General features: G+C 73.4%; 26 protein-coding genes. 17 read left to right on the top strand and 9 right to left on the bottom strand.

Annotated elements, in window-relative coordinates:
* The first annotated feature begins 13 nt into the window (after positions 1-13).
* Positions 14-661: a TetR/AcrR family transcriptional regulator gene (locus ACFEMC_RS02510; protein ID WP_380173292.1), complete on the top strand. Its 648-nt coding sequence runs from the start codon at positions 14-16 to the stop codon at positions 659-661.
* Positions 662-693: 32 nt separating this feature from the next.
* Here the strand turns inward: ACFEMC_RS02510 and ACFEMC_RS02515 are convergent, their stop codons facing one another.
* Positions 694-1,203: an Lrp/AsnC family transcriptional regulator gene (locus tag ACFEMC_RS02515; protein ID WP_380173294.1), complete on the bottom strand. Its 510-nt coding sequence runs from the start codon at positions 1,201-1,203 to the stop codon at positions 694-696.
* A gap of 101 nt (positions 1,204-1,304) precedes the next feature.
* On the opposite strand from ACFEMC_RS02515, the gene ald reads away from it, so the two are divergent.
* Entirely contained in the window at positions 1,305-2,420 is a 1,116-nt protein-coding gene (ald, locus tag ACFEMC_RS02520) for an alanine dehydrogenase (RefSeq protein WP_380176554.1), read from the top strand.
* Positions 2,421-2,432: 12 nt separating this feature from the next.
* Here ald and ACFEMC_RS02525 read toward each other — a convergent pair whose 3' ends face one another.
* The gene (locus tag ACFEMC_RS02525; protein ID WP_380173296.1) at positions 2,433-3,584 is read right to left on the bottom strand and encodes a glutamate--cysteine ligase; all 1,152 of its coding nucleotides are present in this window, start codon (positions 3,582-3,584) and stop codon (positions 2,433-2,435) included.
* A 65-nt stretch (positions 3,585-3,649) separates the two neighbouring features.
* Here ACFEMC_RS02525 and ACFEMC_RS02530 point away from each other — a divergent pair, with 65 nt between their 5' ends.
* Complete coding sequence (locus ACFEMC_RS02530; RefSeq protein WP_380173298.1) at positions 3,650-5,101, top strand: dihydrolipoyl dehydrogenase family protein; 1,452 nt, start codon at positions 3,650-3,652, stop codon at positions 5,099-5,101.
* Between the two features lie 102 nt (positions 5,102-5,203).
* On the opposite strand, the gene ACFEMC_RS02535 is transcribed toward ACFEMC_RS02530, so the two are convergent.
* The 3 genes from ACFEMC_RS02535 to ACFEMC_RS02545 all read right to left on the bottom strand — a co-directional run bounded on the left by ACFEMC_RS02535 (position 5,204) and on the right by ACFEMC_RS02545 (position 8,781).
* Positions 5,204-6,886, bottom strand: coding sequence for an MFS transporter (locus ACFEMC_RS02535; RefSeq protein WP_380173300.1), 1,683 nt, complete (start codon positions 6,884-6,886; stop codon positions 5,204-5,206).
* Positions 6,887-6,998: 112 nt separating this feature from the next.
* Complete coding sequence (locus tag ACFEMC_RS02540) at positions 6,999-7,871, bottom strand: aminotransferase class IV (RefSeq protein WP_380173302.1); 873 nt, start codon at positions 7,869-7,871, stop codon at positions 6,999-7,001.
* A 31-nt stretch (positions 7,872-7,902) separates the two neighbouring features.
* The gene (locus ACFEMC_RS02545) at positions 7,903-8,781 is read right to left on the bottom strand and encodes a LysR family transcriptional regulator (RefSeq protein WP_380173304.1); all 879 of its coding nucleotides are present in this window, start codon (positions 8,779-8,781) and stop codon (positions 7,903-7,905) included.
* A 70-nt stretch (positions 8,782-8,851) separates the two neighbouring features.
* On the opposite strand from ACFEMC_RS02545, the gene ACFEMC_RS02550 reads away from it, so the two are divergent.
* A complete protein-coding gene (locus ACFEMC_RS02550; RefSeq protein ID WP_380173306.1) occupies positions 8,852-9,223 on the top strand; it encodes a nuclear transport factor 2 family protein in 372 nt (123 codons plus the stop codon).
* On the opposite strand, the gene ACFEMC_RS02555 is transcribed toward ACFEMC_RS02550, so the two are convergent.
* Positions 9,220-9,864, bottom strand: coding sequence for an MBL fold metallo-hydrolase (locus ACFEMC_RS02555; protein ID WP_380173308.1), 645 nt, complete (start codon positions 9,862-9,864; stop codon positions 9,220-9,222). The two genes, ACFEMC_RS02550 and ACFEMC_RS02555, sit on opposite strands and share 4 nt — an antisense overlap.
* Positions 9,865-10,011: 147 nt before the next feature.
* On the opposite strand from ACFEMC_RS02555, the gene ACFEMC_RS02560 reads away from it, so the two are divergent.
* Genes ACFEMC_RS02560 through ACFEMC_RS02570 form a run of 3 tightly spaced genes read left to right on the top strand, consistent with a single transcriptional unit; the run spans position 10,012 to position 12,949 of the window.
* Positions 10,012-11,529: an NCS1 family nucleobase:cation symporter-1 gene (locus ACFEMC_RS02560; RefSeq protein ID WP_380173310.1), complete on the top strand. Its 1,518-nt coding sequence runs from the start codon at positions 10,012-10,014 to the stop codon at positions 11,527-11,529.
* A complete protein-coding gene (locus ACFEMC_RS02565; RefSeq protein WP_380173312.1) occupies positions 11,529-12,269 on the top strand; it encodes an aspartate/glutamate racemase family protein in 741 nt (246 codons plus the stop codon). The genes ACFEMC_RS02560 and ACFEMC_RS02565 overlap by 1 nt, the downstream gene beginning before the upstream one ends.
* Positions 12,266-12,949 (top strand): GntR family transcriptional regulator, encoded by a 684-nt coding sequence (locus tag ACFEMC_RS02570; protein WP_380173314.1) that lies wholly within the window; start codon positions 12,266-12,268, stop codon positions 12,947-12,949. Before ACFEMC_RS02565 ends, ACFEMC_RS02570 begins: the two co-directional genes overlap by 4 nt.
* On the opposite strand, the gene add is transcribed toward ACFEMC_RS02570, so the two are convergent.
* Positions 12,909-13,883: an adenosine deaminase gene (add, locus tag ACFEMC_RS02575; RefSeq protein WP_380173316.1), complete on the bottom strand. Its 975-nt coding sequence runs from the start codon at positions 13,881-13,883 to the stop codon at positions 12,909-12,911. The two genes, ACFEMC_RS02570 and add, sit on opposite strands and share 41 nt — an antisense overlap.
* A gap of 30 nt (positions 13,884-13,913) precedes the next feature.
* On the opposite strand from add, the gene ACFEMC_RS02580 reads away from it, so the two are divergent.
* A complete protein-coding gene (locus ACFEMC_RS02580) occupies positions 13,914-14,501 on the top strand; it encodes a TetR family transcriptional regulator (RefSeq protein WP_380173318.1) in 588 nt (195 codons plus the stop codon).
* Here ACFEMC_RS02580 and ACFEMC_RS02585 read toward each other — a convergent pair.
* Positions 14,474-15,874, bottom strand: a complete 1,401-nt coding sequence (locus ACFEMC_RS02585; RefSeq protein WP_380176556.1) for an NtaA/DmoA family FMN-dependent monooxygenase — start codon at positions 15,872-15,874, stop codon at positions 14,474-14,476. The two genes, ACFEMC_RS02580 and ACFEMC_RS02585, sit on opposite strands and share 28 nt — an antisense overlap.
* 250 nt (positions 15,875-16,124) lie before the next feature.
* On the opposite strand from ACFEMC_RS02585, the gene ACFEMC_RS02590 reads away from it, so the two are divergent.
* From ACFEMC_RS02590 to ACFEMC_RS02610, 5 genes are all read left to right on the top strand, one after another.
* Positions 16,125-17,252 carry an ABC transporter substrate-binding protein gene (locus ACFEMC_RS02590; RefSeq protein ID WP_380173320.1) on the top strand — a complete coding sequence of 376 codons (1,128 nt, stop codon included), beginning with the start codon at positions 16,125-16,127 and terminating at the stop codon, positions 17,250-17,252.
* Between the two features lie 131 nt (positions 17,253-17,383).
* Positions 17,384-18,214: an ABC transporter ATP-binding protein gene (locus ACFEMC_RS02595; RefSeq protein ID WP_380176558.1), complete on the top strand. Its 831-nt coding sequence runs from the start codon at positions 17,384-17,386 to the stop codon at positions 18,212-18,214.
* Positions 18,214-19,047: an ABC transporter permease gene (locus ACFEMC_RS02600; RefSeq protein ID WP_380173322.1), complete on the top strand. Its 834-nt coding sequence runs from the start codon at positions 18,214-18,216 to the stop codon at positions 19,045-19,047. The genes ACFEMC_RS02595 and ACFEMC_RS02600 overlap by 1 nt, the downstream gene beginning before the upstream one ends.
* Complete coding sequence (locus ACFEMC_RS02605) at positions 19,047-19,925, top strand: ABC transporter permease (RefSeq protein WP_380173324.1); 879 nt, start codon at positions 19,047-19,049, stop codon at positions 19,923-19,925. The genes ACFEMC_RS02600 and ACFEMC_RS02605 overlap by 1 nt, the downstream gene beginning before the upstream one ends.
* The gene (locus tag ACFEMC_RS02610; protein WP_380173326.1) at positions 19,918-21,066 is read left to right on the top strand and encodes an XdhC family protein; all 1,149 of its coding nucleotides are present in this window, start codon (positions 19,918-19,920) and stop codon (positions 21,064-21,066) included. The genes ACFEMC_RS02605 and ACFEMC_RS02610 overlap by 8 nt, the downstream gene beginning before the upstream one ends.
* An 8-nt stretch (positions 21,067-21,074) precedes the next feature.
* Here ACFEMC_RS02610 and ACFEMC_RS02615 read toward each other — a convergent pair whose 3' ends face one another.
* Positions 21,075-21,632, bottom strand: a complete 558-nt coding sequence (locus ACFEMC_RS02615) for an NTP transferase domain-containing protein (protein ID WP_380173328.1) — start codon at positions 21,630-21,632, stop codon at positions 21,075-21,077.
* 42 nt (positions 21,633-21,674) lie between these two features.
* On the opposite strand from ACFEMC_RS02615, the gene uraD reads away from it, so the two are divergent.
* The 4 genes from uraD to ACFEMC_RS02635 are packed head-to-tail and all read left to right on the top strand — an operon-like array spanning position 21,675 to position 23,899.
* Entirely contained in the window at positions 21,675-22,163 is a 489-nt protein-coding gene (gene uraD / locus ACFEMC_RS02620; RefSeq protein ID WP_380173330.1) for a 2-oxo-4-hydroxy-4-carboxy-5-ureidoimidazoline decarboxylase, read from the top strand.
* On the top strand, positions 22,160-22,477 hold the full coding sequence (uraH, locus tag ACFEMC_RS02625) for a hydroxyisourate hydrolase (RefSeq protein WP_380173332.1): 318 nt from the start codon (positions 22,160-22,162) through the stop codon (positions 22,475-22,477). The genes uraD and uraH overlap by 4 nt, the downstream gene beginning before the upstream one ends.
* 4 nt (positions 22,478-22,481) lie before the next feature.
* Complete coding sequence (gene pucL / locus ACFEMC_RS02630; RefSeq protein ID WP_380173333.1) at positions 22,482-23,408, top strand: factor-independent urate hydroxylase; 927 nt, start codon at positions 22,482-22,484, stop codon at positions 23,406-23,408.
* A gap of 5 nt (positions 23,409-23,413) precedes the next feature.
* The gene (locus ACFEMC_RS02635; RefSeq protein WP_380173335.1) at positions 23,414-23,899 is read left to right on the top strand and encodes a nucleoside deaminase; all 486 of its coding nucleotides are present in this window, start codon (positions 23,414-23,416) and stop codon (positions 23,897-23,899) included.
* The last annotated feature ends 6 nt before the right edge of the window (positions 23,900-23,905 follow it).

Below are 23,905 nucleotides of genomic sequence, written 5' to 3' on the forward strand. Positions count from 1 at the left end.
TATCCTCGACGGCGTGAGCACGACCACCGACCGTCCGTTGCGCGCCGACGCCGTCCGCAACCGCGCCCTCATCGTCGACGCCGCCCGTCGTCTCTTCGCCGAGCGCGGGCTCGACGTCACGCTGCACGACGTCGCCGAGGCCGCGGGCGTCGGCGTCGGGACGGTCTACCGGCGCTTCCCGGACAAGGACGCCCTGCTCGGCGGCCTGCTCGCCGCGAAGTACGAGACGCTCGTCGGCCTGGCCGAGCGGGCGCTCGCCGAGCCCACGGGCCGTCAGGCGCTGCGCTCCTACCTCCTGGGGGCCATGGAGCTGCGGGCCAGCGACCGGGCCCTGTCCACCGCCGTGCTGCGGGCTGCCCCCCAGACGCAGCAGGCGGCGGAACTGCGCGAGCGCCTGCACCGGGTCGTCGAGGGGGTCGTCGACCGTGCCCGGGCCGAAGGTGCTGTGCGACAGGGCTTCACGGGCCAGGACGTCCCGGCCGTCACCTCCATGATCGGCTCCATCGCCGACCGCTCCCGCGACGAGCTCCCGGGGGCCTGGCGGCGGTACGGACTGCTCGTCGTCGACGCCGTCTGTCCCCCGGACGGACCCCTCGGACCCCTCACCGGCGCCCCCCTGCCGGCCCCCACGGCGACCTCCTGCGTCGTCAGCCCCACCTGAGGGGCCGCGGTCGGGGAGGGTGCCGGGGAGGGTCAGGAACGGCCGGCGGCGCGGGTGTGCTCGAAGATCAGGCTCGTCTCCGTGAGGCCGACGTCGGGGTCGCGGGAGAGGTGCTCGGCGACGAAGTCGCGCAGCGCCGCGGTGCTCTCGACGGCGACGTGCAGCAGGTAGTCGTCGGCCCCCGCCACGAAGTACACGTCGAGGACCTCCGGCTGACGGCGCATCCGCGCCACGAAGGGGCCCATGCTCCCGCGCGCGTGCGCGGCGAGCTTGACGGCGATCATCGCCTGCAGGTCCAGGCCGAGGGCGGCGGGGTCCACGTCGGCGTGGAAACCGCGGATGACGCCCGACTCGCGCAGGGCGCGCACGCGCAGCAGGCACGTCGACGCGGCGATGCCGACGCGCTGGGCCAGTGCCGCGTTGGTGATCCGCGCGTCCTCGGCCAGGACGTGCAGGATCGCCCGGTCGACAGGGTCGACGACCCGTTGCAGCTTCTTCGGCTGGACCGGGCCATCCGCCGTGCCTCTCGAAGGATCTTCCACCGGAACAGCCTTGCACGAATCTCCTGCACCTTGCTTGCCCTCTCGTCGAACCGTGTTCACGCTGGACGGCAGAAGGCCCGCATCGACGAGGAGTGAGCACCATGCGCATCGGCGTCCCCACCGAGGTGAAGAACCGCGAGTACCGCGTCGCCCTGACCCCGGCCGGCGTGCACGAACTCGTCGGGCACGGGCACGAGGTGCTCGTCCAGGCCGGCGCCGGTGCGGGCAGTTCCCTGCCCGACGCCGAGTACGAGGCCGCCGGCGCCAAGGTGCTCGACGACGTCGAGGAGGTCTGGGGCGCCGCCGACCTGCTGCTGAAGGTCAAGGAGCCGATCGCCTCGGAGCACCACCGCCTCCGCCGGGACCAGGTCCTGTTCACCTACCTGCACCTCGCGGCATCGCGTGAGTGCACCGACGCCCTCCTCGCCTCCGGCACGACGGCCATCGCGTACGAGACCGTGCAGCTGCCCGACCGCTCGCTGCCGCTGCTGGCCCCCATGAGCGAGGTCGCCGGGCGGCTCGCGCCGCAGGTCGGCGCCTACTCCCTCATGCGGGCCGCCGGTGGGCGTGGGGTCCTCATGGGTGGGGTTCCCGGCGTCCGCGGCGCCGACGTCGTCGTCATCGGGGCCGGGGTGTCCGGGCAGAACGCCGCGCAGATCGCGCTGGGCATGGGCGCCGAGGTGACCGTCCTCGACCTGTCGATCCCGAAGCTGCGCGAAGTGGACGCCCGGTTCGGCGGCGCGGTGCGCACGATCGTCTCGAACTCCTACGAGCTCCAGCGCGCCGTCCGCAGCGCCGACCTCGTCATCGGTGCCGTGCTCGTCCCGGGGGCGCGCGCACCCAAGCTCGTCAGCAACGACCTCGTCGCGCAGATGCGCCCGGGATCGGTCCTCGTCGACATCGCGATCGACCAGGGCGGCTGCTTCGAGGACTCCCGCCCCACCACGCACGACGACCCGACGTTCACCGTGCACGGGTCGGTGTTCTACTGCGTCGCGAACATGCCGGGCGCCGTCCCGCACACGTCGACCTACGCGCTGACGAACGCGACGCTGCCCTACGTCGCCAAGCTCGCGAACTCCGGCTGGAAGGCCGCTCTCGCCGCCGACGCCGCGCTCGCGCACGGGCTCTCGACGCACGCCGGGGAACTCGTCAGCCCCGAAGTCGCTGCGGCGCACGGCCTGCCGAGCACCACGCTGGCGGCCGCGCTGGCCTGAGCCAGCCCTGGTTCAGCCCTCGCGCAGTTCCGCGACGAGGGAGTCGACGACGGCGTGCAGGGGTTTCTCGTCCCCGCGCGCGCACGCGGCCTCGTACGTCGCCCGCTGCCGCTGGTAGCTCGCCCCCCGTCGCGGGATCTCCGCGACGAGGGCGAGTTCGTCGGCGCACTCCAGCCGTCGGGCGACGGGTTCGAGGCGGTTCAGCCACTCGTCCAGGTCGTCCGTGACGAGTCGTTCGCGGCCCGCCGCGTCGACGATGACCTCGGCGTCGAGGCCGTAGCGGGCGGCCCGCCACTTGTTCTCCTGCACGTGCCACGGGGGCATCGTCGGCAACTGCTCACCGGCCTCGAGCCGCTCGTCGAGGTGCACCACGAGGGTGTGGATGAACGCGACCAGACCGCGCAGTTCCCGCAGCGTCGGCGTCCCGTCGCACACCCGGACCTCGATCGTGCCGAACCGGGGGGAGGGGCGGATGTCCCAGCGCACGTCGGACAGGCCGTCGATGACGCCTGTGACGAGCATGTCGTCGACGTACTCCTCGAACTCCCCCCACGCCCCGAACTGGAACGGCAGACCCGCCGTCGGCAGCTGCTGGAACATCTGCGCGCGGTTGCTGGCGTAGCCGGTGTCGAACCCCGTCCAGTACGGGGAGCTCGCCGAGAGCGCCTGCAGGTGCGGGTAGTGGTTCAGCAGGGTGTTGAGGATCGGCAGCACCTTGTGGACTGAGTTCACGCCGACGTGGACGTGGACGCCCCAGATGAGCATCTGCCGGCCCCACCACTGCGTGCGCTCCAGCAGTTCGGCGTACCGGTCGTCGGCCGTGACGAGCTGCTCGTCCCAGCGGGCGAAGGGGTGGGTCCCCGCGCACATGAGGTCCAGGCCGAGCGGGTCGGTGACGCGGCGGACGGCGTCGATCGTCGTCGTCAGGTCCTCGGTGACCTCCGCGACGGTGTCGCAGACGCCGGTGACGGCCTCCAGGGTGTTCCGGAGCAGCTCCTTGGTGACCCGAGGACCCGTGGGCGAGGCCTCCCGGTCCACCGCCTCGAGCACCTCCGAGGCCCGGGACGCGAGGTCGCGCGTGCGGCGGTCCACCAGGACCATCTCCCACTCCACGCCCAGCGTCGGGCGGGGGGAGGCGTTGAACTCCACCGTGCGTCGACCCACCCGACGATCACACCACACCGCCGCCCCCCTCGCCGCACCCACGCCCGGGCCGTAGCGTCGCGGTCGTGAGCACAGGACAGGAGGCGGCGCAGGCCGCGCGCGAGGTGGACCAGACCGTCGACGTGGTGGTCGTCGGGGCGGGGGCGGTGGGCGAGAACGTCGCCGACCGTGCGGCCCGCACCGGACTCGACGTCGTCGTGGTCGAGAAGGAGCTGGTCGGCGGGGAGTGCTCGTACTGGGCGTGCATGCCCAGCAAGGCGCTGCTGCGGTCCGGGCACGCCCTGGCCGCGGCGCAGCGGCTGCCCGGTGCGGCCGAGGCCGTCACCGGCGGGCTCGACGCGGCGAAGGTGCTGGCGCGGCGCACCTCGTTCACGAGCGGCTGGGACGACTCCTCGCAGGCGCAGTGGCTGGACTCGGCGGGACTGACGCTCCTGCGAGGGAGCGCCCGCCTGACGGGCCCGCGCCGCGTCGAGGTCACCGGCACCGACGGCACGACGACGTCGATCGCCGTGCGGCAGGCCGTCGTCCTCGCCACGGGGTCGGTGCCCGTGCTGCCCGACGTCCCCGGGCTGGCGGACGCGTCCCCGTGGACCTCGCGCGAGGCGACGAGCGCCCGGGAGGTCCCCGGCCGGCTCGTCGTCCTCGGCGGGGGTGTCGTCGGGGTGGAGCTCGCGCAGGCGTGGGCCCGGCTCGGCTCGACCGTCACGCTCCTCGCGCGCAGCGGGCTGCTCGGTGGCCAGGAGGACTTCGCCGGTGAGCTCGTCGCGGAGGCCCTGCGCGCCGACGGTGTCGACGTCCGGCTGGGCGTCTCGCCGACGCGCGTCACCCGGGACGGTGCGGTGCGCGTCGAGCTGTCCGACTCCTCCGTCGTCGAGGCGGACGAGTTCCTCGTCGCGACCGGCCGTCGACCCGCGACCTCCGGGATCGGGCTGGAGACCGTCGGGCTCGAGGACGGCGGGTCCCTGGAGGTCGACGACACCGGCCTCGTCGCGGGCGTCGACGGGGCGTGGCTGTACGCCACGGGCGACGTCTCCGGACGCGTGAAGCTCACGCACCAGGGCAAGTACGACGCCCGTGCCACCGGCGACGTCATCGCCGCCCGCGCCGCCGGCCCCGTCGAGACCCCGGCGTGGTCGAAGTACACCGCCACGGCCGACCACCACGCCGTCCCGCAGGTCGTGTTCACCGACCCCGAGGTCGCGCAGGTCGGGCTGACCGCCGCGCAGGCCCGCGAGGCCGGGATGGACGTGAAGGTCGTCGACTACGAGATCGGGAACGTCGCCGGTGCCTCCCTCCTCGCCGACGGGTACACGGGCAAGGCGCGGATGGTCGTCGACGAGCGGCGCCGCGTCGTCGTCGGTGTGACGTTCGTCGGCCAGGACGTCGCCGAGCTGCTGCACGCGGCGACCGTGGCGATCGTGGGGGAGGTGCCGCTGGAACGCCTGTGGCACGCCGTCCCCGCCTACCCGACGGTCAGCGAGGTGTGGCTGCGGCTCCTCGAGAGCTACGGGCTGTAGTCACCGCGCCCTTCGGGGGGTGGGTCGTTGACGCTTCGCGCCGAACCTACGGGCGCGAAGCGTCAACGACACCCCCGGCGGCGCCGCGCTGGTGACCGAGCGTCACGCGTGGGCGGGGAGGGCGGCCTCCTCGACAGGGCGAGTGGGGGTGCTGACGGCGAGGACGGCGATGACCGCGGCGACGAGGGTCGCGATCCCGCAGACCACGTAGCCGAACGAGTAGGCGTGGTCGAGGGCGGCGAAGGCGACGTCCTTGAGCGGGTTGAAGGGCACCGACGTCCCGTTCACCTCGATGCTCCCCGGCACGGCGTTGGCGCCCAGCGGCCCGGACTGCACGGCCCCGACGGCGGCTTCGAGGGCGGCCTTCTGGGCACCCGTCGCGGTGTCGGGGGCGGCGGAGAAGGCGGCGAGGGCCTGGCGCAGCGAGGCGTCCGAGGCGAGGCGCTCGGCGATGCTGTCCGCGGCCCGCGACAGCGCGATCGACCCGATGACGGCCGGGCCCAGGGTGAAGCCGAAGTCGCGCAGCAGGCTCGCGGTCCCGCCGGCCATCCCGGCCAGGTGCGGCGGGGCGGCGTCGACGGCGGCCGCCGACACGGCGTTCAGCGCGAGGGCGAACCCGAGGCCGACGACCGCGACGGGCGCGGCGATGAGCGCGACGGACATCGTCGACGCGGGGACGGCGGCCGCCCAGAAGCAGCCGACGGCCATGAGGCCGAACCCCGTGACCATCGTCCAGCGCGCGCCCCAGCGCTCCATGAGGTGCGAGACCGGGCGCGCGAAGACGAGGGTCGAACCGTTGAGCAGCACGAACGCGATGGACGTCGTCAGCGGGGAGAAACCCTGGATGGCGGACAACCGGATGCTCGAGGAGTAGGCGCAGCCCAGGTACCCGAACATCCCGACGACGGTCGCGAGCGCGGTCAGCGAGAAACCCCGTCCGGCGAAGAGGTCGAGCCGGACCAGCGGTGACGGCGAACGGCGCTCGATCCGCACGAACGCGACGAACGCGACCAGGGAGACGACGTACGCGCCGACGACCAGGGGGCTGCCCCAGCCGCTGGAGGAACCCTGGATGGTGCCGAACAGCAGGCAGAACAGCGCCACCGAGATCGCCGCCTGACCCGGCCAGTCCATCGACCGGCCCTCCGGCGAGCTCGACTCCTCCGCCAGTCGTGCGGTGAGGACCAGGCTGACGACCGCGAGGACGGCCGCGGCGAGGAACGCCCACCGCCAGCTGCCGGTCTCCGAACCGCGGAAGGCGAACTTCGCGAGGAACCCGCCGACGACGGGGGAGACGAAGCTGCCCGTCGCCAGGGCCGCGGCCCACACTCCGATGGCGCGGCTGCGTTCCCGGGCGGTGTGCGTGCCGGCGGCCACCATGGCCAGCGACGTCGGCATGATCGCGGCCGCGCCGAGGCCGCAGAGCACCTGCGCGGTGAGCAGCCAGCCCACGCGCAGGCCCTGGTCGCCCGAGACCGGCGTGAGCAGGCCGGCGACCTCGCCGACGGCGAGCACGGCGGCACCGCCCAGCAGCAGCCGCCGCCGGCCGTGCAGGTCGCCGAGGACGCCGAACGCGAGGGTGAAGAGGGCGACGGGCACGAAGTACGCGTCGGAGATCCAGGTCAGCTGGGACGCGCTCGTGCCCAGGTCCTGCTGGAACAGGCCGTTGAGGACGGCCGGCATCGCCAGCGCCACCTGCGCGACGAAGATGCCGCCGGCGGCGGCGACGAGGGTGCGGGTCGTGAGCCGGTAGGTGCTGGGGGACGGGACCGCGGTGTCTGCCATGGGGGACCTTCCACGCCGAAGGGTGCCGGACGACGGCGAAGGTAACAGCAAACCTGACAATGCGGAATGCTGATGGTCAGATCAGCGCAACGGTTCGCGGCGACCGTCCGGGTCAGTCGTGGACCGTCAGCAGGTGGTGCAGGAGCTCGGCCTGCAGGGCCGCGTCGGTGGGACGCGGGACGCCGTCGAGGCTGCGGACGGGGGCCGACAGCCGTCCGCTCGACAAGAGCCAGACGGCGTCGGCGACGCGCAGGTCGTCGACCCGCAGGCGGGCGACCTCGGTCCGGTCGCCGCGTGCGGCGGCCCAGGCGAACGCCCGCCCGGCCGTCGTACCGTCGAGGATCCCCAGCTCCGGCGGTGGCGTGACCCAGCGGTCGGCGAACCGCGCGAGCACGGTCGAGTTCGGACCCTCCAGGACGTCGCCGTCGCTGGAGACGAAGACGACGTCGTCCGCCCCCTGCGACCGGGCGTACCGCTGCGACGCCGTGTTCAGGGCGTACGACAGCGTCTTGGCCCCCTGCAGGAGCCACGGCGCCCGCGTCACGACGTCGCTGGGGTAGGCCCGCTCCAGGACGAGGACGTCGATCCCGGCCGTGCGCTGGGTGCCGTAGTCGTGGGCGGGGAACACGTGCACCCACCCGGTCGGCACGTCGCCGCCCTCGACCCCACGGGTCAGGACGAGCTTGGCCAGGAGTTCGGGGGCCGGCGGGTGCGCCGCGGCGGCGTCCGCGACGGCCCGTGCCCAGGCCGTCGTGTCGGGCGCGGGCAGGTCCAGCAGGGCCGCGGACCGCGCGAACCGGTCGAGGTGGTGCCGCAGGCTCTGCGGGTGCCCGTCGACGACGGCGACCGACTCGAAGATCCCGTCCCCGCGCGTCACCCCGAGGTCGTCGACCCGCACGTGCGGGGCCGAGGCGTCGGCCGGGCTGAACGTCGTGGCGCCGTCGGGCTGGATCTCGGCGAGGAACAGGACAGGGCTGCTGGGCACCGGGACATCCTCCCGTCCGGCGGCCGGCACCTCAGGCGCGGGTGCCGCCGGTGCGGACCAGGGCCGTGAACGCGCGCAGGGCGGGGGAGGGGTTGGCCCGGCGCCACGCCACGCTGACCCGGCCGGCGGGGACGGGTCGCACGATGCGCAGCGCGTGCACGCCGTCCGCGACCGGCGCGGACGCGGGCACCACCGCGACGCCGAGCCCCTCGCGGGCCAGCGCCGCGAGCAGCACCGGGGAGTTCGCCTCGACCGCGACCCGGGGCCGCAGGCCGAGGCCGGCGCTCGCCGCCTCGAGCGCTCCGCGGACCGCGCCACCGGGAGGGGCCACGAGCAGCGGTTCGGCGCACAGGTCGGTGAGGTCGACGGTGCGCCGCCGGGCCCAGCGGTGCCCCGAGGGGACGAGCGCGGCGAGGGGTTCGGAGCTCACGAGGTGGCCGGTCAGGTCGTCCGGCAACGGGCCCGCCGTCGCGGTCCAGGCCACGTCGAGGCTCCCGTCACGCAACCGGGCGATCAGGGTCTCGGGATCCGCCTCGACCACGCGCACCTCGACGGCGGGGGCGCGCTCGCGGAAGGTGCGCAGCGTCGCCGGCATGCCCATCCCGTTGCTGGACAGCAGGATGCCGATGGCGAGTCGGCCGCGGAGCAGTCCCGACAGCTCGGCGACGCTCTCGCCGACGGCCGCCGCAGCAGCCAGGGCCGCGCGTGCGTGCGGCAGCGCGGTCTCGCCCGCCGGGGTCAGCGTCGCGCCGCGGGCGTGCCGCTCGAAGAGGGCCGCGCCCAGCTCCCGTTCCAGCCCCCGCACCTGGGCGCTCACCCCGGGCTGGGCGACGCGCAGGCGCTCGGCCGCCCGCGTGAAACCCCCCTCGTCGACGACGGCGACGAAGTGCTCCAGCGCCCGCAGGTCCATCACGACATCGTATGGCTGCGACGCCCAACTGGTCTTGGACGTATGGGTCGGGTCGCGTCAGGGTGGAGGCGTGACCACCACCGCGAGTGTCAGGGACCACGCCACCGCCTACTTCGACGGCTGGAACGCCGGGGACGAGGAGGCGCTGCGCCCGCTGTTCGCGCCCGGCGTCACGTTCCGCGGGCCGATGGGCGCCGCCCACGGACCCGACGAGTGCGTGGCGGGACTGCTCGGGATGCGCCGGGCCTTCCTCGACGAGGTGGCCGTCGAGCACCTGCTCGTCACCGGCGACGAGGCCGTCACGTGGTTCGTGCTGCGCACGCGGCTGCCGGGTGTCGAGCCGTTCCCGGTCGTGAACCGGATGCGCGTCGGCCCGGACGGCATCGACCGCATCCGGGTCGTCTTCGACCCCCGGGAACTGCTCGCCGCCCTCGCGGGCTAGAACTCCAGGGGGGTCGTGCCGTCGCTCTCGCGGACGTCGAGCCCGCCGAGCGCCCGCACCTGGTTGCCGTAGACCGCGCGTCCGGGCGCGGCCAGCAGACCGTCGTGGATGGCCAGACCCGCCGAGGCCCCCACGGCGCGGATGAAGTCGACCGTCTCCTTGAGCGCGGCCCACGGGGCGTTGACCGGCACGGCCAGGACGTCCACGCCCGCGGGCACGGCCTCGTAGGAGTCGCCGGGGTGGAACAGCGTCGGCTCGCCCTCGGCCGACAGCAGGACGCCGACGTTGCCGATCCGCGGGACGTCGGCGTGGATGACGGCGTGCCGCCCGCCGGCCCCGGTGATCCGCACGCCGGCCACCTCGACGGAGTCTCCGGCGTGCAGGGCCGCGGCGTCGATGCCGGACTCGGACAGGGAGGCAGCCGTCGCCGGTTCGGCCCGCAGCAGCGCACCGTCGTTCGCCTCGAGCAGGGCCGGCAACCGTTCCACGTCGACGTGGTCGGGGTGGGCGTGGGTGACGACCACGGCGTCGAGGCCCTCGAGTTCCTCGAAGCCGTGGCTGAAGCTCCCCGGGTCCAGCAGGACCCGGGCGGCGCCCGTCTCGACGAGCAGGCACGAGTGGCCGTAGTGCGTGATCCGCATGGTCGCCGAACCTACTCGCGCCCCGCGTCCGACGACAGCCGGGACCCTCGTCAGATATATCGCCGGGGAAACAACGGTGAAACCTGAGCTGCCTAGCGTGGTCGGAGCCACCCACGACCGCCATCCACGAGGCCAGCAGGAGACGCCATGACCGAGGTCGCCCGCGCCGGGGCAGGACCCGCCGGACCCCACATCACCGCCGTCTCGAACGCCGCCGGCGCCGGGCTCGTCAAGGACGGGTACGACCCGCGCCTGACGAACTCCGACCTCGCCCCGCTGGAGCGCCAGGGCTGGACGTCCTACAACTTCTTCGCGTTCTGGATGTCCGACGTGCACAGCGTCGGCGGCTACGTCACGGCCGGCAGCCTGTTCGCCCTCGGCTTGGCCGCCTGGCAGGTGCTCGTCGCCCTGCTCGTCGGCATCGTCATCGTGTACTTCCTCTGCAACCTCGTGGCCCGGCCGAGCCAGGAGACGGGGGTTCCCTACCCGGTCGTCTCGCGCGTCGCGTTCGGGGTCCGGGGCGCGAACGTCCCCGCCGTCGTCCGCGGGCTCATCGCGGTCGCCTGGTACGGCATCCAGACGTTCCTCGCCTCCAACGCCCTCGTCCTGCTCGCGCTGAAGATCGAGCCCGGGTGGGCGCCCTACGCGCAGGTGGCGCAGCACGGTTTCCTCGGCCTGTCCACGCTGGGGTGGGCCGCGTTCGGCACGATGTGGGTGCTGCAGGCCCTGGTGTTCTGGCGGGGGATGGACGCGATCCGGAAGTTCATCGACTTCTGCGGCCCGGCCGTCTACGTCGTGATGTTCGCCCTCGCCGCGTACCTGATCACCGAGGCCGGCGGGTTCTCGAACGTCTCGCTGAACCTCGGCTCGATCGAGCACTCGGGCCTGGGCGCCCTGGGCGTCATGGTCTCCGCGGTCGCGCTCGTCGTCTCCTACTTCTCCGGCCCCATGCTGAACTACGGCGACTTCGCCCGGTACGGCCGGTCGATGGCGGCCGTCCGCAAGGGGAACTTCCTCGGCCTGCCGGTGAACTTCCTCGTGTTCGCCGTGCTGTGCGTCCTCACGGCGTCGGCGACCGTGCCCGTCTACGGTGAGCTCATCACCGACCCCGTCGAGACCGTGTACCGCCTCGACAACATCACCGTCGCCGTCCTCGGTTGCCTCACCTTCATGGTCGCCACCATCGGCATCAACATCGTCGCGAACTTCGTCTCGCCCGCGTTCGACTTCTCCCACGTCGCGCCGCAGAAGATCAGCTGGCGCACGGGTGGCATGATCGCCGCGGTCGGGTCCGTGCTCATCACCCCGTGGAACCTGTACAGCTCCCCGGAGACCATCCACTACACGCTCGACACCCTCGGCGCCTTCATCGGCCCGCTGTACGGGGTCCTCATCGCCGACCACTACCTCGTGAAGAAGCAGCAGATCCGGGTCGACGACCTGTTCACGATGGACCCCTCCGGCGCGTACCACTACGTCAAGGGCTGGAACCCGGTCGCCGTCGGGGCCACGGCCGTCGGGGCGGTCGTCGCGATCTGCGTGGTCTTCTTCGCCGGCGCCACCGCCGCGAGCTTCAGCTGGTTCATCGGCGCCGGTCTGGCCTTCGGGCTGTACGTCGCGCTGAAGAACTCCATCCCGGCCCCCGCGGTGGACGTCCGCGGCTGATGACCACGATCCTGGTCGTCAACGTCAACACCACGCGGGCCGTCACCGACGTCATCGCGGCCGCAGCGCGCGCCGCGGTGTCGTCGGGGACGACGGTGGTTCCGCTCACCCCGCGGTTCGGCCCGGCCTCGGTGGAGTCGAACTACGAGAGCCACCTGTCGGCGGTCGGGGTGCTCGACGCCGTCCAGCAGTTCCACGGGCCGTTCGACGCCGTCGTGCACGCCGGTTTCGGCGAGGTCGGCCGCGACGCCCTGCAGGACGTCCTGGACGTCCCCGTCGTCGACATCACCGAGGCGGCCGCGCAGACGGCCTGCCTGCTCGGTCGCACGTACGGCGTCGTCACGAGCCTGGACCGGGCCGTGCCGGCCATCTCCGACCGGTTGCTGCTCGCCGGCCTGGCCGGCCGGTGCAGCGGGGTGCGCAGCGTCGACCTGCCGGTGCTGGAACTCGAGACCGATCCGGAACTGACCGCCAAGGCCTTCACCGCCCAGGCCGAGCGCCTCGTCGAGGACGGGGCCGAGGTCGTCGTCCTCGGCTGCGCGGGGATGTCGGGGTTGCACTCGGCGCTGGCGCAGGCGCTCCCCGTCCCCGTCGTCGACGGGGTGGCGGCCGCGACGCGGCTCGCCGAGTCCCTGGTCGCCCTCGGCCTCTCGACCTCCAAGGTCCGCAGCTACGCAGCCCCGCGGCCCAAGGCGGTGCGCGGCTGGCCGTTGACGTCCCCTGGGAGGATCACCGGGTGACACGACCGGTGCTGGACGCCATCCGACGGGACATCGTGTCCGGGCTCGTGGCGCCCGGTGCCGTGCTCGAGCTGGACGTCCTCGCCGCGGCCCACGACGTCAGCCGGATCCCCGTCCGCGAAGCCCTCATGACCCTCGTGGGTGAGGGGCTCGTCGACCACCTGCCCCGCCGCGGGTACACGGTGGCCCGGCTCGCCCCGGGGGAGCTGGCCGAACTCGTCGAGGTGCGCAGCACCCTCGAACTCGCCGCCCTGCGGGTGGCGGTGCGCACCGGGGGTCCCGGCGACGTGGCGGCGGCGCGGGCTGCCCACGAGGCGCTGCGCGCGGCCGCCGCGGCGGGTGACGAGCGCGGGTACCACCGGCAGAGCCGCGCGTTCCACGACGCGCTCACCCGGCCGTCGGCCATGCCGCGCCTGCTCGGGGTGTTCGCCCGCGTCTGGGACCTGACCGAGCCGTACCGGCCCATGGAGGACCTCGACGCGGACGAGGCCGACCGGCTGCACGGCGACCACGAACGGATGCTCACCGCCTTCGCCGCCGGTGACGTGGACGGGCTCCTCGGCGCGGCACGCGAGCACCACGACCACCTCGCGGCCCACGTCCGCGCACGGCCGGAACCGGCCGTCGCGGACGCGGGGCTCAGGACAACCAGGCGTCGACCGCGGCCAGCTGCGCGCTGACGAACTCCGCGGGCGCCGCCGCCCCCTCGAGCGAGGCGCGGGCCACGGCGGCGAGCTGCTCGTCGCTGAGGCCGATCGCCGTGCGGGCGGTCTCGTACTCCTCCAGCAGGCCGGGTCCGAACAGCAGCGGGTCGTCGCCGTTGAGCGAGCAGCGGACGCCGGCCTCGAGCAGGGCCGGCAGCGGGTGGGCGCCCATCTCCGGGACCACCCACAACGCCACGTTGGAACTCGGGCAGACGTCCAGGACGGTCCCCTCGTCCGCGAGCCGGCGGACCAGGTCGGGGTCCTCCACCGCCCGCACGCCGTGCTGGATCCGTCGCGCCCCCAGCAGGTCGAGCGCCTCGCGGACGCTGTCGGGTCCGCGCAGCTCCCCGGCGTGGGGAGCGGCGACGAGACCGGCCTCACGGGCGATCGTGAAGGCCCGGGCGAACGGGGCGGGACCGAAGAGCGCCTCGTCCGCGGCGAGCCCGAACGAGACGACCCCGCGGCCGGCGAAACCCGCGGCGAGCTCGGCCAGGGCCTCGGCGTCGGCCGGCGGCAGGTTGCGGATGGCCACGAGCATGAGACCGAACCCGATGCCCAGTCGCTCGGCCTCCTCCCGGCCCGTCCGGACCATGAACTCCGTGACCTCCTCCGGCGTGCCGAACTGCGGCACGTAGAACATCGGGTTGGCCTGCGCCTCGATCCACACCGCGCCGGACGCCGCGGCGTCCTGCACGACCTCGCGCACGACCCGGGCGAGCTGCTCGCGGGTGCGGACGAAGCTCACGGCCCCGTCGTACATCTGCACGAACTCGGGGAACGTGGTGTACCCGCGGACGGGGGGAGCGACGTCCCCGGCCTCGCGGGCGAACTCCGCCAGCGTCTCCGGGCGCATCGCCCCCTCGAGGTGCAGGTGCAAGTGGGCCTTGGGCAGGGTCGCGAGGTCGCGCACGGCGTTCTCTCCTGTGGCTAGTCTGGGGCGGTGAGCGAACGGGAACGGTTGCTGCACCTGGTGGCCGCGCACCTGCTCGCCCACGGGGTGACGTCCTCGACCCTGCGTGGGCTGGCCCGCGCGGCCGGGTCGAACAACCGGATGCTGTTGTACTACTTCGGCAGCCGGGAGCAGCTCGTGAGGGAGGCCCTGCAGGCCGTCGCCCGCGACCACTTCCCGGGGTTCGAGAACGCCTGGGCCGGCCTGGAGCACGGTTCGGGCGCCCTGCGGACGGACCTGCAGGCCGTGTGGGACGAGATCGCCGCCCCGCACAACCTGCCCTTCCTCCGGTTGTTCTTCGAGGTGTTCGGTCAGGTCACCCGGCAGCCCGGGTACTCCGAGCTGATGGGCGACATCGCCGCCTGGCACCGGCCCGCCGCGGCACGGTTGCGCCGCGAGGGGTTGCCGCGCGGGGTCGCCGAGGCGCTGGCCACCGAACTCGTGGCCCTGTGGCGCGGGTTGCAGATGACGCTGATCCTCACCCAGGACCTGCGGACCGTGGAACGCGTCCAGCGCCAGGCGCTGGACGCGTTCTGCGCCCGCGCCCTGGATCACGCGGGGGCGGGCTCCAGGACGTGACGGCTGCCCGGGTGGTCGGCGGCCAGCCGGGCGGAGGCAGCGCCCAGACGCTCCCGCAGGGTCCCGGACCCGGGGGCGCGGTCGGCCTCGGCCGGCAGCCGACCGCGGCGGCGCAGCTCCGGGACGACGAGGTCGCAGAACAGGACGTGGTCACCGGGGGAGAAGATCGCCTCCAGGAGGAAGCCGTCGACGCCGGTGACGTCCATGAGCTCCTCGAGCTGGTCGGCCACCTCCAGCGGGTCACCGACCACCGTGAAGCCGCGCGTCCCACGGCCCCGCAGCTCGTCCAGCACCTCGCGCACGAGCGGCCAGCTGCCGTCCGGCCGCCGGAACCGGTCGATGTTGCTCTGGCCCATCTGGCCGACCTTGCCGTCGCCTCCCTCCAGCACCTGCGACAGGGGACGGTCGGGGTCCAGGGCCGTGAGGTCGATCCCGGTGTTCCCAGCGTAGATCACGGCGGCGACCTCGTCGGTCTGCATCGCCTCGAACTCCGCGCGGCGCGCCAGGGCCTCCTCGTGCGTCGCGGCGACGGTGACCGTCGCCCCCACGAGGACCTTCACCGACTCCGGGTCGCGGCCGTGGGCGGCGGCCCGGGCGCGGATGTCGGCGACGTTCGCCGCCGTGTGCGGCATCGTCGTGCCCTGCAGGAAGACGCACTCGGCCTGACCGGCGGCGAACTCCCGCCCGGCGGTGGACGTCCCGGCCTGGAACAGCACCGGGGTGCGCTGCGGCGACGGCGGGACGGTGAAGAACCCGGACGTGCGGAAGTGCTTGCCCACGTGCTCGACGCGGTGCAACCGGTCGCGGTCGGCGAAGACGCCGGACTCCTTGTCCTCCACGAGGGCAGCGTCCTCCCAGCACCCCTCCCAGAGCTGCAGGCAGAGGTCGACGTACTCCCGGGCGATCTCGTAGCGCGTGTCGTGGGCCGTCATGCGCTCGTGGCCGAACAGGGCCGCGATCGTGTCCTGCGAGGCGCCCGTGACGACGTTCCACCCGACGCGGCCGCCGGTGAGGTGGTCGAGGGTCGCGAAGCGGCGGGCCGTGGCGACGGGGTGGTCCACACCCGTGGAACTCGTCACGACGAAACCCAGTCGCGACGTGTGGTGGGCGAGGGTCGGGATGAGGAACATCGGGTCCAGGCCGGAGAAGTTCAGGCCGCCCCGGGCGGCGGCCGCCGGCAGGTCGCCGCCCACGGTGGGGTAGCCGTAGCCGTCGGCGAAGAACAGGAAGTCGAACCCCGCGGCCTCGAGCAGCTGGGCCACGTCGATCCAGTGCTGCTGTTCGCGGTGCCGTTCGGAACCGCTGTAGGGGTGCGACCACGAGAGGGTCCCGCCGACCTGCGGCGCGGCGACCTCGAAGACGCCCAGGTGCATCGTGCGCACGGTGGGGAACTCCTTCCGTTGAACCGAGTGGTTCACATGAGACCACGGACGGACGCCGTTCCCGGGCCGGGTCACACGAACGTCACACGGGCCGGGTCTCGTAACACGGGGTTCACACGGACGTGACAAGCCCGCCGCGCACGGGTGCTTCAGTACCTGGGCAGGCCGTGTCCCACCGCGGCCCACCCGTCCCCCGCCCGTCCGCACGACGCGACGGCGGGCTCTCACCCCGGAGCTGCGCATGAACCTCTCCCCCCGCCCGCGTCCCGCCGGTCCCGCCCTGCACCGCCGCACGCTCCTGCGGGGTGCGGGCCTCGGCGTCCTCGGTGCCGCCGGCCTGGGCGCCCTCGCGGCGTGCGGCGGCGCCGACGCGGGGTCCTCGACCGGTTCGGCCTCGGGCGGGTCGGGGAGCCTGGGCGACCTCAGCATCCAGCTCTCCTGGATCAAGAACATCGAGTTCGCGGGCGAGTACTTCGCCGACAGCAAGGGCTACTACACCGAGGCCGGCTTCTCGAAGGTCAACCTGCTCGCCGGCGGCAGCGCCGGGACGGCGGCCGAGGCGATGGTCCTCTCCCGCAAGGCGCACGTCGGCCTGTCCTCCCCGACGCTGACCGGACCGGCGATCGTCAACGAGCAGGCCCCGCTGAAGATCATCGGCACGACCTTCCAGAAGAACCCGTTCTGCCTCGTCTCGATGGAGCAGGGCAAGCCCGTCCGCAGCATCGCCGACCTGGCCGGGAAGAAGATCGGCATCCAGACCGGTGGCAACGAGCAGATCTTCGACGGGTTCTGCAAGGCCAACGGGATCGACAAGTCCTCCTTCGAGATCGTCCCGGTGCAGTACGACCCGTCCGTCGTCGTCTCCAAGGAGGTCGACGCGTTCATGGCCTACCTGACGAACGAGCCGATCCTCCTCGCGGCGCGTCAGGTCGACGGCCAGCAGATCGTCCCGGTCACCCTGGGCTTCGCCGACAACGGCCTGCCCGTGGTCGCCGAGACCTTCACCGTCCTGCAGTCGACGATCGACGACAAGAAGGACTTCCTCAAGGCGTTCCTCAAGGCCGAGATCCGCGGCTGGACCGACGCCGTCAAGGACCCGGCCGGGTCGGCGGCGCTGGCCGTCAACACCTACGGCAAGGACCAGAAGCTCGACCTGGAGGAGCAGACGAAGGAGGCTGAGGCGCAGAACACCCTCGTCGTCTCCGACGACACGAAGAAGAACGGTCTGTTCACCATGACCGACGAGCTGATCGAGGAGAACATCAAGGCCCTCGAGCAGATGGGCACGAGCATCAAGGCCGACGACCTGTTCGACCTGTCCCTCCTCAAGGAGGTCTACGAGGAGAACCCCGACCTCATCACGGGCTGACCCCGACAGATCGCCGCCGCACCCCTACCTCGTCCCGCACCCGGAAGGCAGACCCCGTGTCCCAGGAACCTCCGACCGACCTGGCCGCCCCGCCCCTGCCGTCCGTGTCCGTCGGCTCGTCACGCAGCACACTGGCGGCGACGACCGACCCCGCGGGCCACCCGGAGGCCGCGACCGGGTTCAACCTGCAGGGCCTGACCAAGCGGTTCGACCTGGGCCGCAAGAGCGTCCTGGCCCTGGAGAAGACCGACCTGGGCACCCGCAAGGACGCCTTCCTGTCCCTGCTGGGCCCGTCCGGGTGCGGGAAGTCGACCATCCTGCGGATCCTCGCCGGGCTCGAGACCCCGTCGGGTGGGCAGGCGCTCGTCAACGGGCAGACCACCCGGGAGCTGCAGCGCGGGCACGAGCTGGGGGTCGCCTTCCAGGACTCCGCCTTGCTGCCCTGGCGGACCGTGGCGCAGAACATCCGGCTGCCCCTCGAGGTGGCGGGGGTGCGACCGGACCCCGGGCTGGTCGACGACCTCATCGGCCTCGTCGGGCTCAAGGGGTTCGAGAAGGCCAAGCCGGCGCAGCTGTCCGGCGGGATGCGCCAGCGCGTGTCCATCGCCCGCTGCCTCGTCGTGCAGCCGAGCGTCATGCTGCTCGACGAACCGTTCGGGGCCCTGGACGACATGACCCGGCAACGGCTGAACGTCGAGCTCCTGCGGATCTGGACGGAGAAGCCCGCGACGACGCTCATGGTCACGCACGGCATCAGCGAGGCGATCTTCCTCTCCGACGTCGTCGCCGTCATGAGCCCTCGCCCGGGCCGGGTCGTCGAGGTCGTCGAGATCGACCTGCCCCGGCCCCGGACGCCGGAGATGATGCGCACGCCGGAGTTCCACGCCTACCACGACCGCCTCTCGGAGATCCTCTTCGGCGGCGGGCGCGTGGGGGCGCAGGGGTCCGGGGAGGACCACTGATGGCGGCCGTCACCGCAGCGCCGGAGCAGGTGACGACCGGTGCCGCCCGCCGGTCGTGGCGCGACCTGCCCCCGTGGGCCGGCGGTGTCGTCGGTGCCGTGCTCGTCCTCGTCGTGTGGAGCGTCATCGGCGTCTTCTCCTCCACCGGAGGCATCGTCCCGACGCCCTGGGCCGTGGTCGAGCAGCTGCACCGCAACGGGTTCGAGAACTACTGGACCAACATCTCCATCACGACGGCGTCCGCCGCGCAGGGGTGGGTGTGGGGGAACCTCATCGCCATCGCCATCGCGGTGGTCGTCCTGCTCGTCCCGCCCCTGGAGGGGGCGGCCAACCAGGTCGCCGTCATCTCCTACTGCATCCCGCTCACCGCCATCGGGCCCATCGTCCTCATCGTGTCCCCGCCGGAGTCCCGCGTCACGTCCGTCTTCCTCGCGGCCATGAGCGTCGTCTTCACCTCGGTCGTCGGGTGCCTGCTGGGCCTGCGGGCCGCGGACCAGGCCGCTCTCGACGTCGTCCGCGCCTACGGCGGCACGAAGTGGACGGCCCTGGTCAAGGTGCGGCTCATCGCCGCCCTGCCCAACGTCTTCGCCGCGCTCAAGCTGGCCGCACCGGCGTCCTTCCTCGGCGCCGTGCTCGGGGAGTACTTCGGGGGTGTCGACTCCGGTCTCGGGATCCTCATCGTCTCCGCCCAGACCAACCTGCAGTACGCGCAGATCTGGGGGCTCGCGCTGCTCAGCGGCGCCGTCGCCGGTGCCGGGTACCTGCTCATCGGACTGCTGGCCCGGTTGGTGACCCCGTGGTCGTCCACCGGTGTGAAGGGAGGGGACCTCTGATGGCCACCACCGTTCCGGCCCCCGCCCGTCCGGCGGCCGAGGTGCACGAGAACCGCAGCAGCGCGTCGCTCGCCGCGGCCGTCGGCCGGCGCATCGGCGTCTCGGTCCTCACCCTCGTCATCTCGACCGTCGTCCTCGTGGCCGCGTGGTACGCCCTGCTGGCGCTGTTCCAGGTGGACTCCTTCGTCGGGAAGCGGCCCCAGGACGTCTACGACTACCTCGTCACCGTCCCCAAGGCCGCCGAGAACCGCGCCGCGATCCAGGCCGCGCTGCTCATCACGCTCACCGACTCCGTGACGGGTTTCGTGACCGGCGTCGTCGCCGCCGTCGCGGTGGCCGCCGCCTTCACGGTGTTCCGGCCGCTGGAGTTCGTGTTCATGCCGCTGGCGATGCTGCTGCGCTCGGTGCCCCTCGTCGCGATGGCCCCCCTCATCGGGATCGTCTTCGGCCGCGGGCTGGGCGGTCAGGCCGCCATCGGCGGTGTCGTCGTGTTCTTCCCCGTGCTCGTCAACGCGGCCACCGGGTTGCGGTCGGCCTCGCCGCAGGCCGTCGACGTCGTGCGCGTGAACGGCGGGACGAAGTGGACGGCCCTGCGCAAGGTGGCGATCCCCAGCGCGCTGCCGAACCTGTTCGCGGCCCTGCGGATCTCCGTCCCCGGCGCGGTCATCGGCGCCATGCTCTACGAGTGGCTGTTCTCCGGCACGGGGATGGGCGCCGAGATCTTCCGCGCCAACAGCCAGGTCCAGTACAACCTCGTGTGGTCGATCGTCGTCGTCGTCACCTTCACGTCGATCCTCCTCTACACGCTCGTGAGCATCGTCGAGACCCTCGTCCTCGCGACGTGGGGCCCCGCGGCCGGATCGGGACGCCGTGGCTGAGGGCGTCGCCGTCCTGCGCGCGGCGCTCGAGCGGCTGCAGCGGGGGCGGCGGGTGGCCGTGGCGACGGTCGTGCGGACCGACGGTTCCGCGCCGCGGGCGCTGGGCGCCTGCCTGGCCGTCGTGGCGGAACCCGACGGCACGCCCGGAGAGGTCGTCGGCAGCGTCTCCGGCGGCTGCGTCGAGTCCGCCGTCCACGACCTCGCCTGCGAGGTGCTGGCGGACGGCCGCACCCGGCAGGCCCGGTACGGGACGGCGCAGGACGACCCCTTCGCCCCCGGGCTGACGTGCGGCGGCACGATCGAGGTCCGCGTCGCCCTCGCCGACCAGGACGTGCTGCAGACCGTGCTGACGGCGGCGGACGCGCGCCGCCCGGTGGCGCTCGTGACCGTCCTGGCGTCGGGGCCCGCCCGTCAGGTCGTGCTCGACGAGCTGGGGCACAGCGGATCCCTGGGCTCGGCGCGGTTGGACGCCGCGGTCGTGGACGCCGCCCGCGGCCGGCTCGCGGCCGGCGCCTCCGGGCTGCTGCGCCTCGGAGCGGACGGCGGGCAGCGCGGCGACGACCTCGAGGTGCTCGTCGAGGTGTTCGCCCCCGCACCGCGCTGGATCGTCTTCGGTGCCGTCGACGTCGCCGCGGCCCTCACGCGCCTCGCGGCCTTCCTCGGGTTCCACGTCACGGTGTGCGACGCCCGGCCGGCGTTCGCGACCGCCGCGCGGTTCCCCGACGCGCACGAGGTCGTCGTCGACTGGCCGCACCGCTACCTGGAGCGGACCACGGTCGGGGAGTCGACGGTGCTCACCGTCCTGACCCACGACCCGAAGTTCGACGTCCCCCTGCTCGAGGTGGCTCTCCGCGGGCCCGCCGGGGTCGTCGGGGCCATGGGCTCGCGCCGCACCCACGCGGAGCGGCTGGACCGACTGCGCGAGAACGGGGTCGGTGAGGACGCCTTGGCGCGCCTGCGCTCACCCATCGGCCTGGACCTGGGGGCCCGCACCCCGCAGGAGACCGCCGTGTCGATCGCCGCCGAGGTCGTCGCCCTCCGGGGTGGGGGGACGGGCCGACCGCTGCGCGACACCCGGGGGCGGATCCACCACGAGCCGTTCGCGGCCGTCGTCGCGGGCGCTGCGGAGGTCTGCGCGTGACGGGCGGGTCAGGGCAGGTCGCTCGGGGTGTCCACGTCGGCGGTGGAACCCCTGACGGCTACCCGCTGCACGTCCGCGCCGGCCAGGAACTCCCGCAACCCGGAACCGCCGGTACAGGCCGCGGCTGCGGCGTCGACGTGGTTCCGGCCGACCAGGACCGGGTGGCCCGGACGGCCGCCGTCGACGGCCCGGACCACCGCGTCCCGGGAGGCGAGCTCCAGCACCGACCGCACCCCCACGAGGTCGACGTGCGGGAGGTCGACGAGCAGCAGCAGGACGGCGTCGGCAGCCCTCGCCGCCGGCTCCGCCAGAGCCCGCCGGACGCCGGCTCCCGGGCCGAGGTCCCAGTCCGGCACCTCGACCGCCCGCACGCCGGGCGGCAGCGTCGCGCGGACGCGGTCGGCCTGCGCTCCCACGGTGACGAGCACCGGGTCGCACCCCGCGGCGGCCAGCAGGCCGGCGGCCGCTGCGGCCCAGGACGTCCCGTCCCGGCGGCGCAGCAGTCCCTTCGGCGTGCCCATCCGGCGCCCCGCCCCGGCCGCGAGCACCACTCCCGTGACCTGCACGGGGCCAGCACAGCACACGACCACCACGACGAACGGACCGCAGTGCAGCTCATCGAACTCGAGGCGCTGGACGCCCCCCGCTGCGAGGGGGTCCTGCGCACCTGCTGCGACGCCCCCGCCTGGGCCGCGCGCGTCGCCGCGGCGCGACCGTTCGGCTCCGTCGAGACGCTGCTCTCGACCGCGGCCACGGATCTCGCCGCGACCTCCGAGCAGGACGTCGACGCCGCCCTGGCCGCCCACCCGCGCATCGGGGAGCGCAGCGAGAGCGCGACCTCCCGCCGCGAGCAGGCCGGCGCCCTCGCCGCCGACGAGGACGTCCTGCGCCGCCTCGCCGAGGGGAACCGCCGGTACGAGGAACGCTTCGGACACGTCTACCTCGTCTTCGCCACGGGGCGTTCCGCGGACGAACTCCTGGCCCTGCTCGAGCAGCGCCTGGAGAACGACCCGGCGACGGAACGGCAGGTGCTGCGCCGGGAACTCGCCGCCATCACCGTCCTGCGCCTGCGTCGCCTCCTGGGTGAGGACGCGTGACCAGCCTGTCCACCCACGTCCTCGACGCCGTCACGGGAACCCCCGCGGCAGGGATCGCCCTGGAGGTCACCGCCGACGGGAAGCCCGTCGCGACGGGTGTCACCGACGCCGACGGCCGGGCCCGCCTCGCCGAGGACCTCGCCCCCGGGACGTACCGGCTGCGGTTCGCCACCGGCGACTGGTTCGCCGGGGCGGGCCGGGAGACGTTCCACCCCGAGGTGGTCGTCGCCTTCGCCGTCACCCCCGGTCGTGCGCACCTGCACGTCCCCCTCCTGCTGTCCCCCTTCGCCTACTCCACCTACCGAGGGAGCTGAGAACATGGCCGTCGTCCTGGCGGGTCACCAGTACGGGAAGGCGGAGAACCGCGTCGTGCGGTTCCAGCGCGACACCCCCCGGCACGAGATCGTCGACCTCAACGTCACCTCGACGCTGCGCGGCGACTTCGCCGACGCCTACCTCTCCGGCGACCAGAGCAAGGTCCTGCCGACCGACTCGCAGAAGAACACGATCTACGCCTTCGCCAAGGAGGGCCCGGCCGGGCAGGGCATGGCGAAGGGGATCGTCGCCGTCGAGGCGTACGCCCTCGACCTCGCCCGCCACTTCGTCGACGAGACCGGACCCGTCACGGGAGCCCGCATCGACGTGGACTCCTACCGCTGGGAACGTGCCGTCGTCGCCGGACGCGAGCACGACCACACGTGGGTGCGGGCGGGCGGGGAGGTGCGGACCGCCGCCGTCACCGTCTCCGGCAGCGGCGTGGACCGTGAGGTGCACGTCGTCGCCGGGCTGAAGGACCTGACGCTGCTGAAGTCCACGGGGTCGGCGTTCAAGGACTTCCTCGTCGACGGCTACACGACGTTGGAACCCACCGAGGACCGCGTCATGGCCACCTCGCTCGTCGCGCAGTGGCGCTACGACGCGACCTGCCTGGCGGACGGGTTCGACTTCGACGCCGCCCACGACGCGGTCCGCGCCGTGCTCGTCGAGCAGTTCGCCACGGTGCACTCCCTCGCGTTGCAGCAGACGTTGTGGCACATGGGGAAGGCGGCCGTCGAGACCGTGCCGGGCGTCGTCGAGGTCCGGCTGGCCGCGCCGAACAAGCACCACTTCCTCTACGACCTGCAGCGGTTCGGGGTCGAGAACGCCGGCGAGGTGTTCCACGCCGACGACCGGCCCTACGGCCTCATCCAGGCCGTCGTCGCGGACGACACCGCCCCGGCCGCCCCGCTGGCGTGGGAACGGTGAGCGCCGTGGAGCTGGAGACCCAGCGGACCGACGCGGACCACCTCGACCTCGCCGTCCGGCTGGCGGTCGAGAACGTCGCCGCCGGCGGCGGACCCTTCGGGGCCGTGGTCGTCCGCGACGGTCTCGTCGTGGCGACCGGGGTGAACCGCGTGACGGCCCAGAACGACCCGACCGCCCACGCGGAGGTGCAGGCGATCCGCGCGGCCTGCGCGGCGCTGGGCACGTTCAGCCTCGCGGGGACGACGCTGTACTCCAGTTGCGAACCGTGCCCCATGTGCCTGGCGTCCTCGCTGTGGGCGCGCGTCGACCGCGTGCTCTTCGCGGCCGACCGGCACGACGCGGCGCGGGGCGGCTTCGACGACCGCGCGTTCTACGAGCTGTTCGAAACTCCCCGCAGCGAGTGGACGGTCCCGGTGCAGCAGCAGCGGAACCCGACCGCCCCCGCTCCCTTCGACGCCTGGCTCGCGAGCGTCCAGCGGATCGACTACTGAGGCGTC

The organism is Kineococcus sp. DHX-1 (genome assembly GCF_042473625.1).
GTDB lineage: Bacteria > Actinomycetota > Actinomycetes > Actinomycetales > Kineococcaceae > Kineococcus.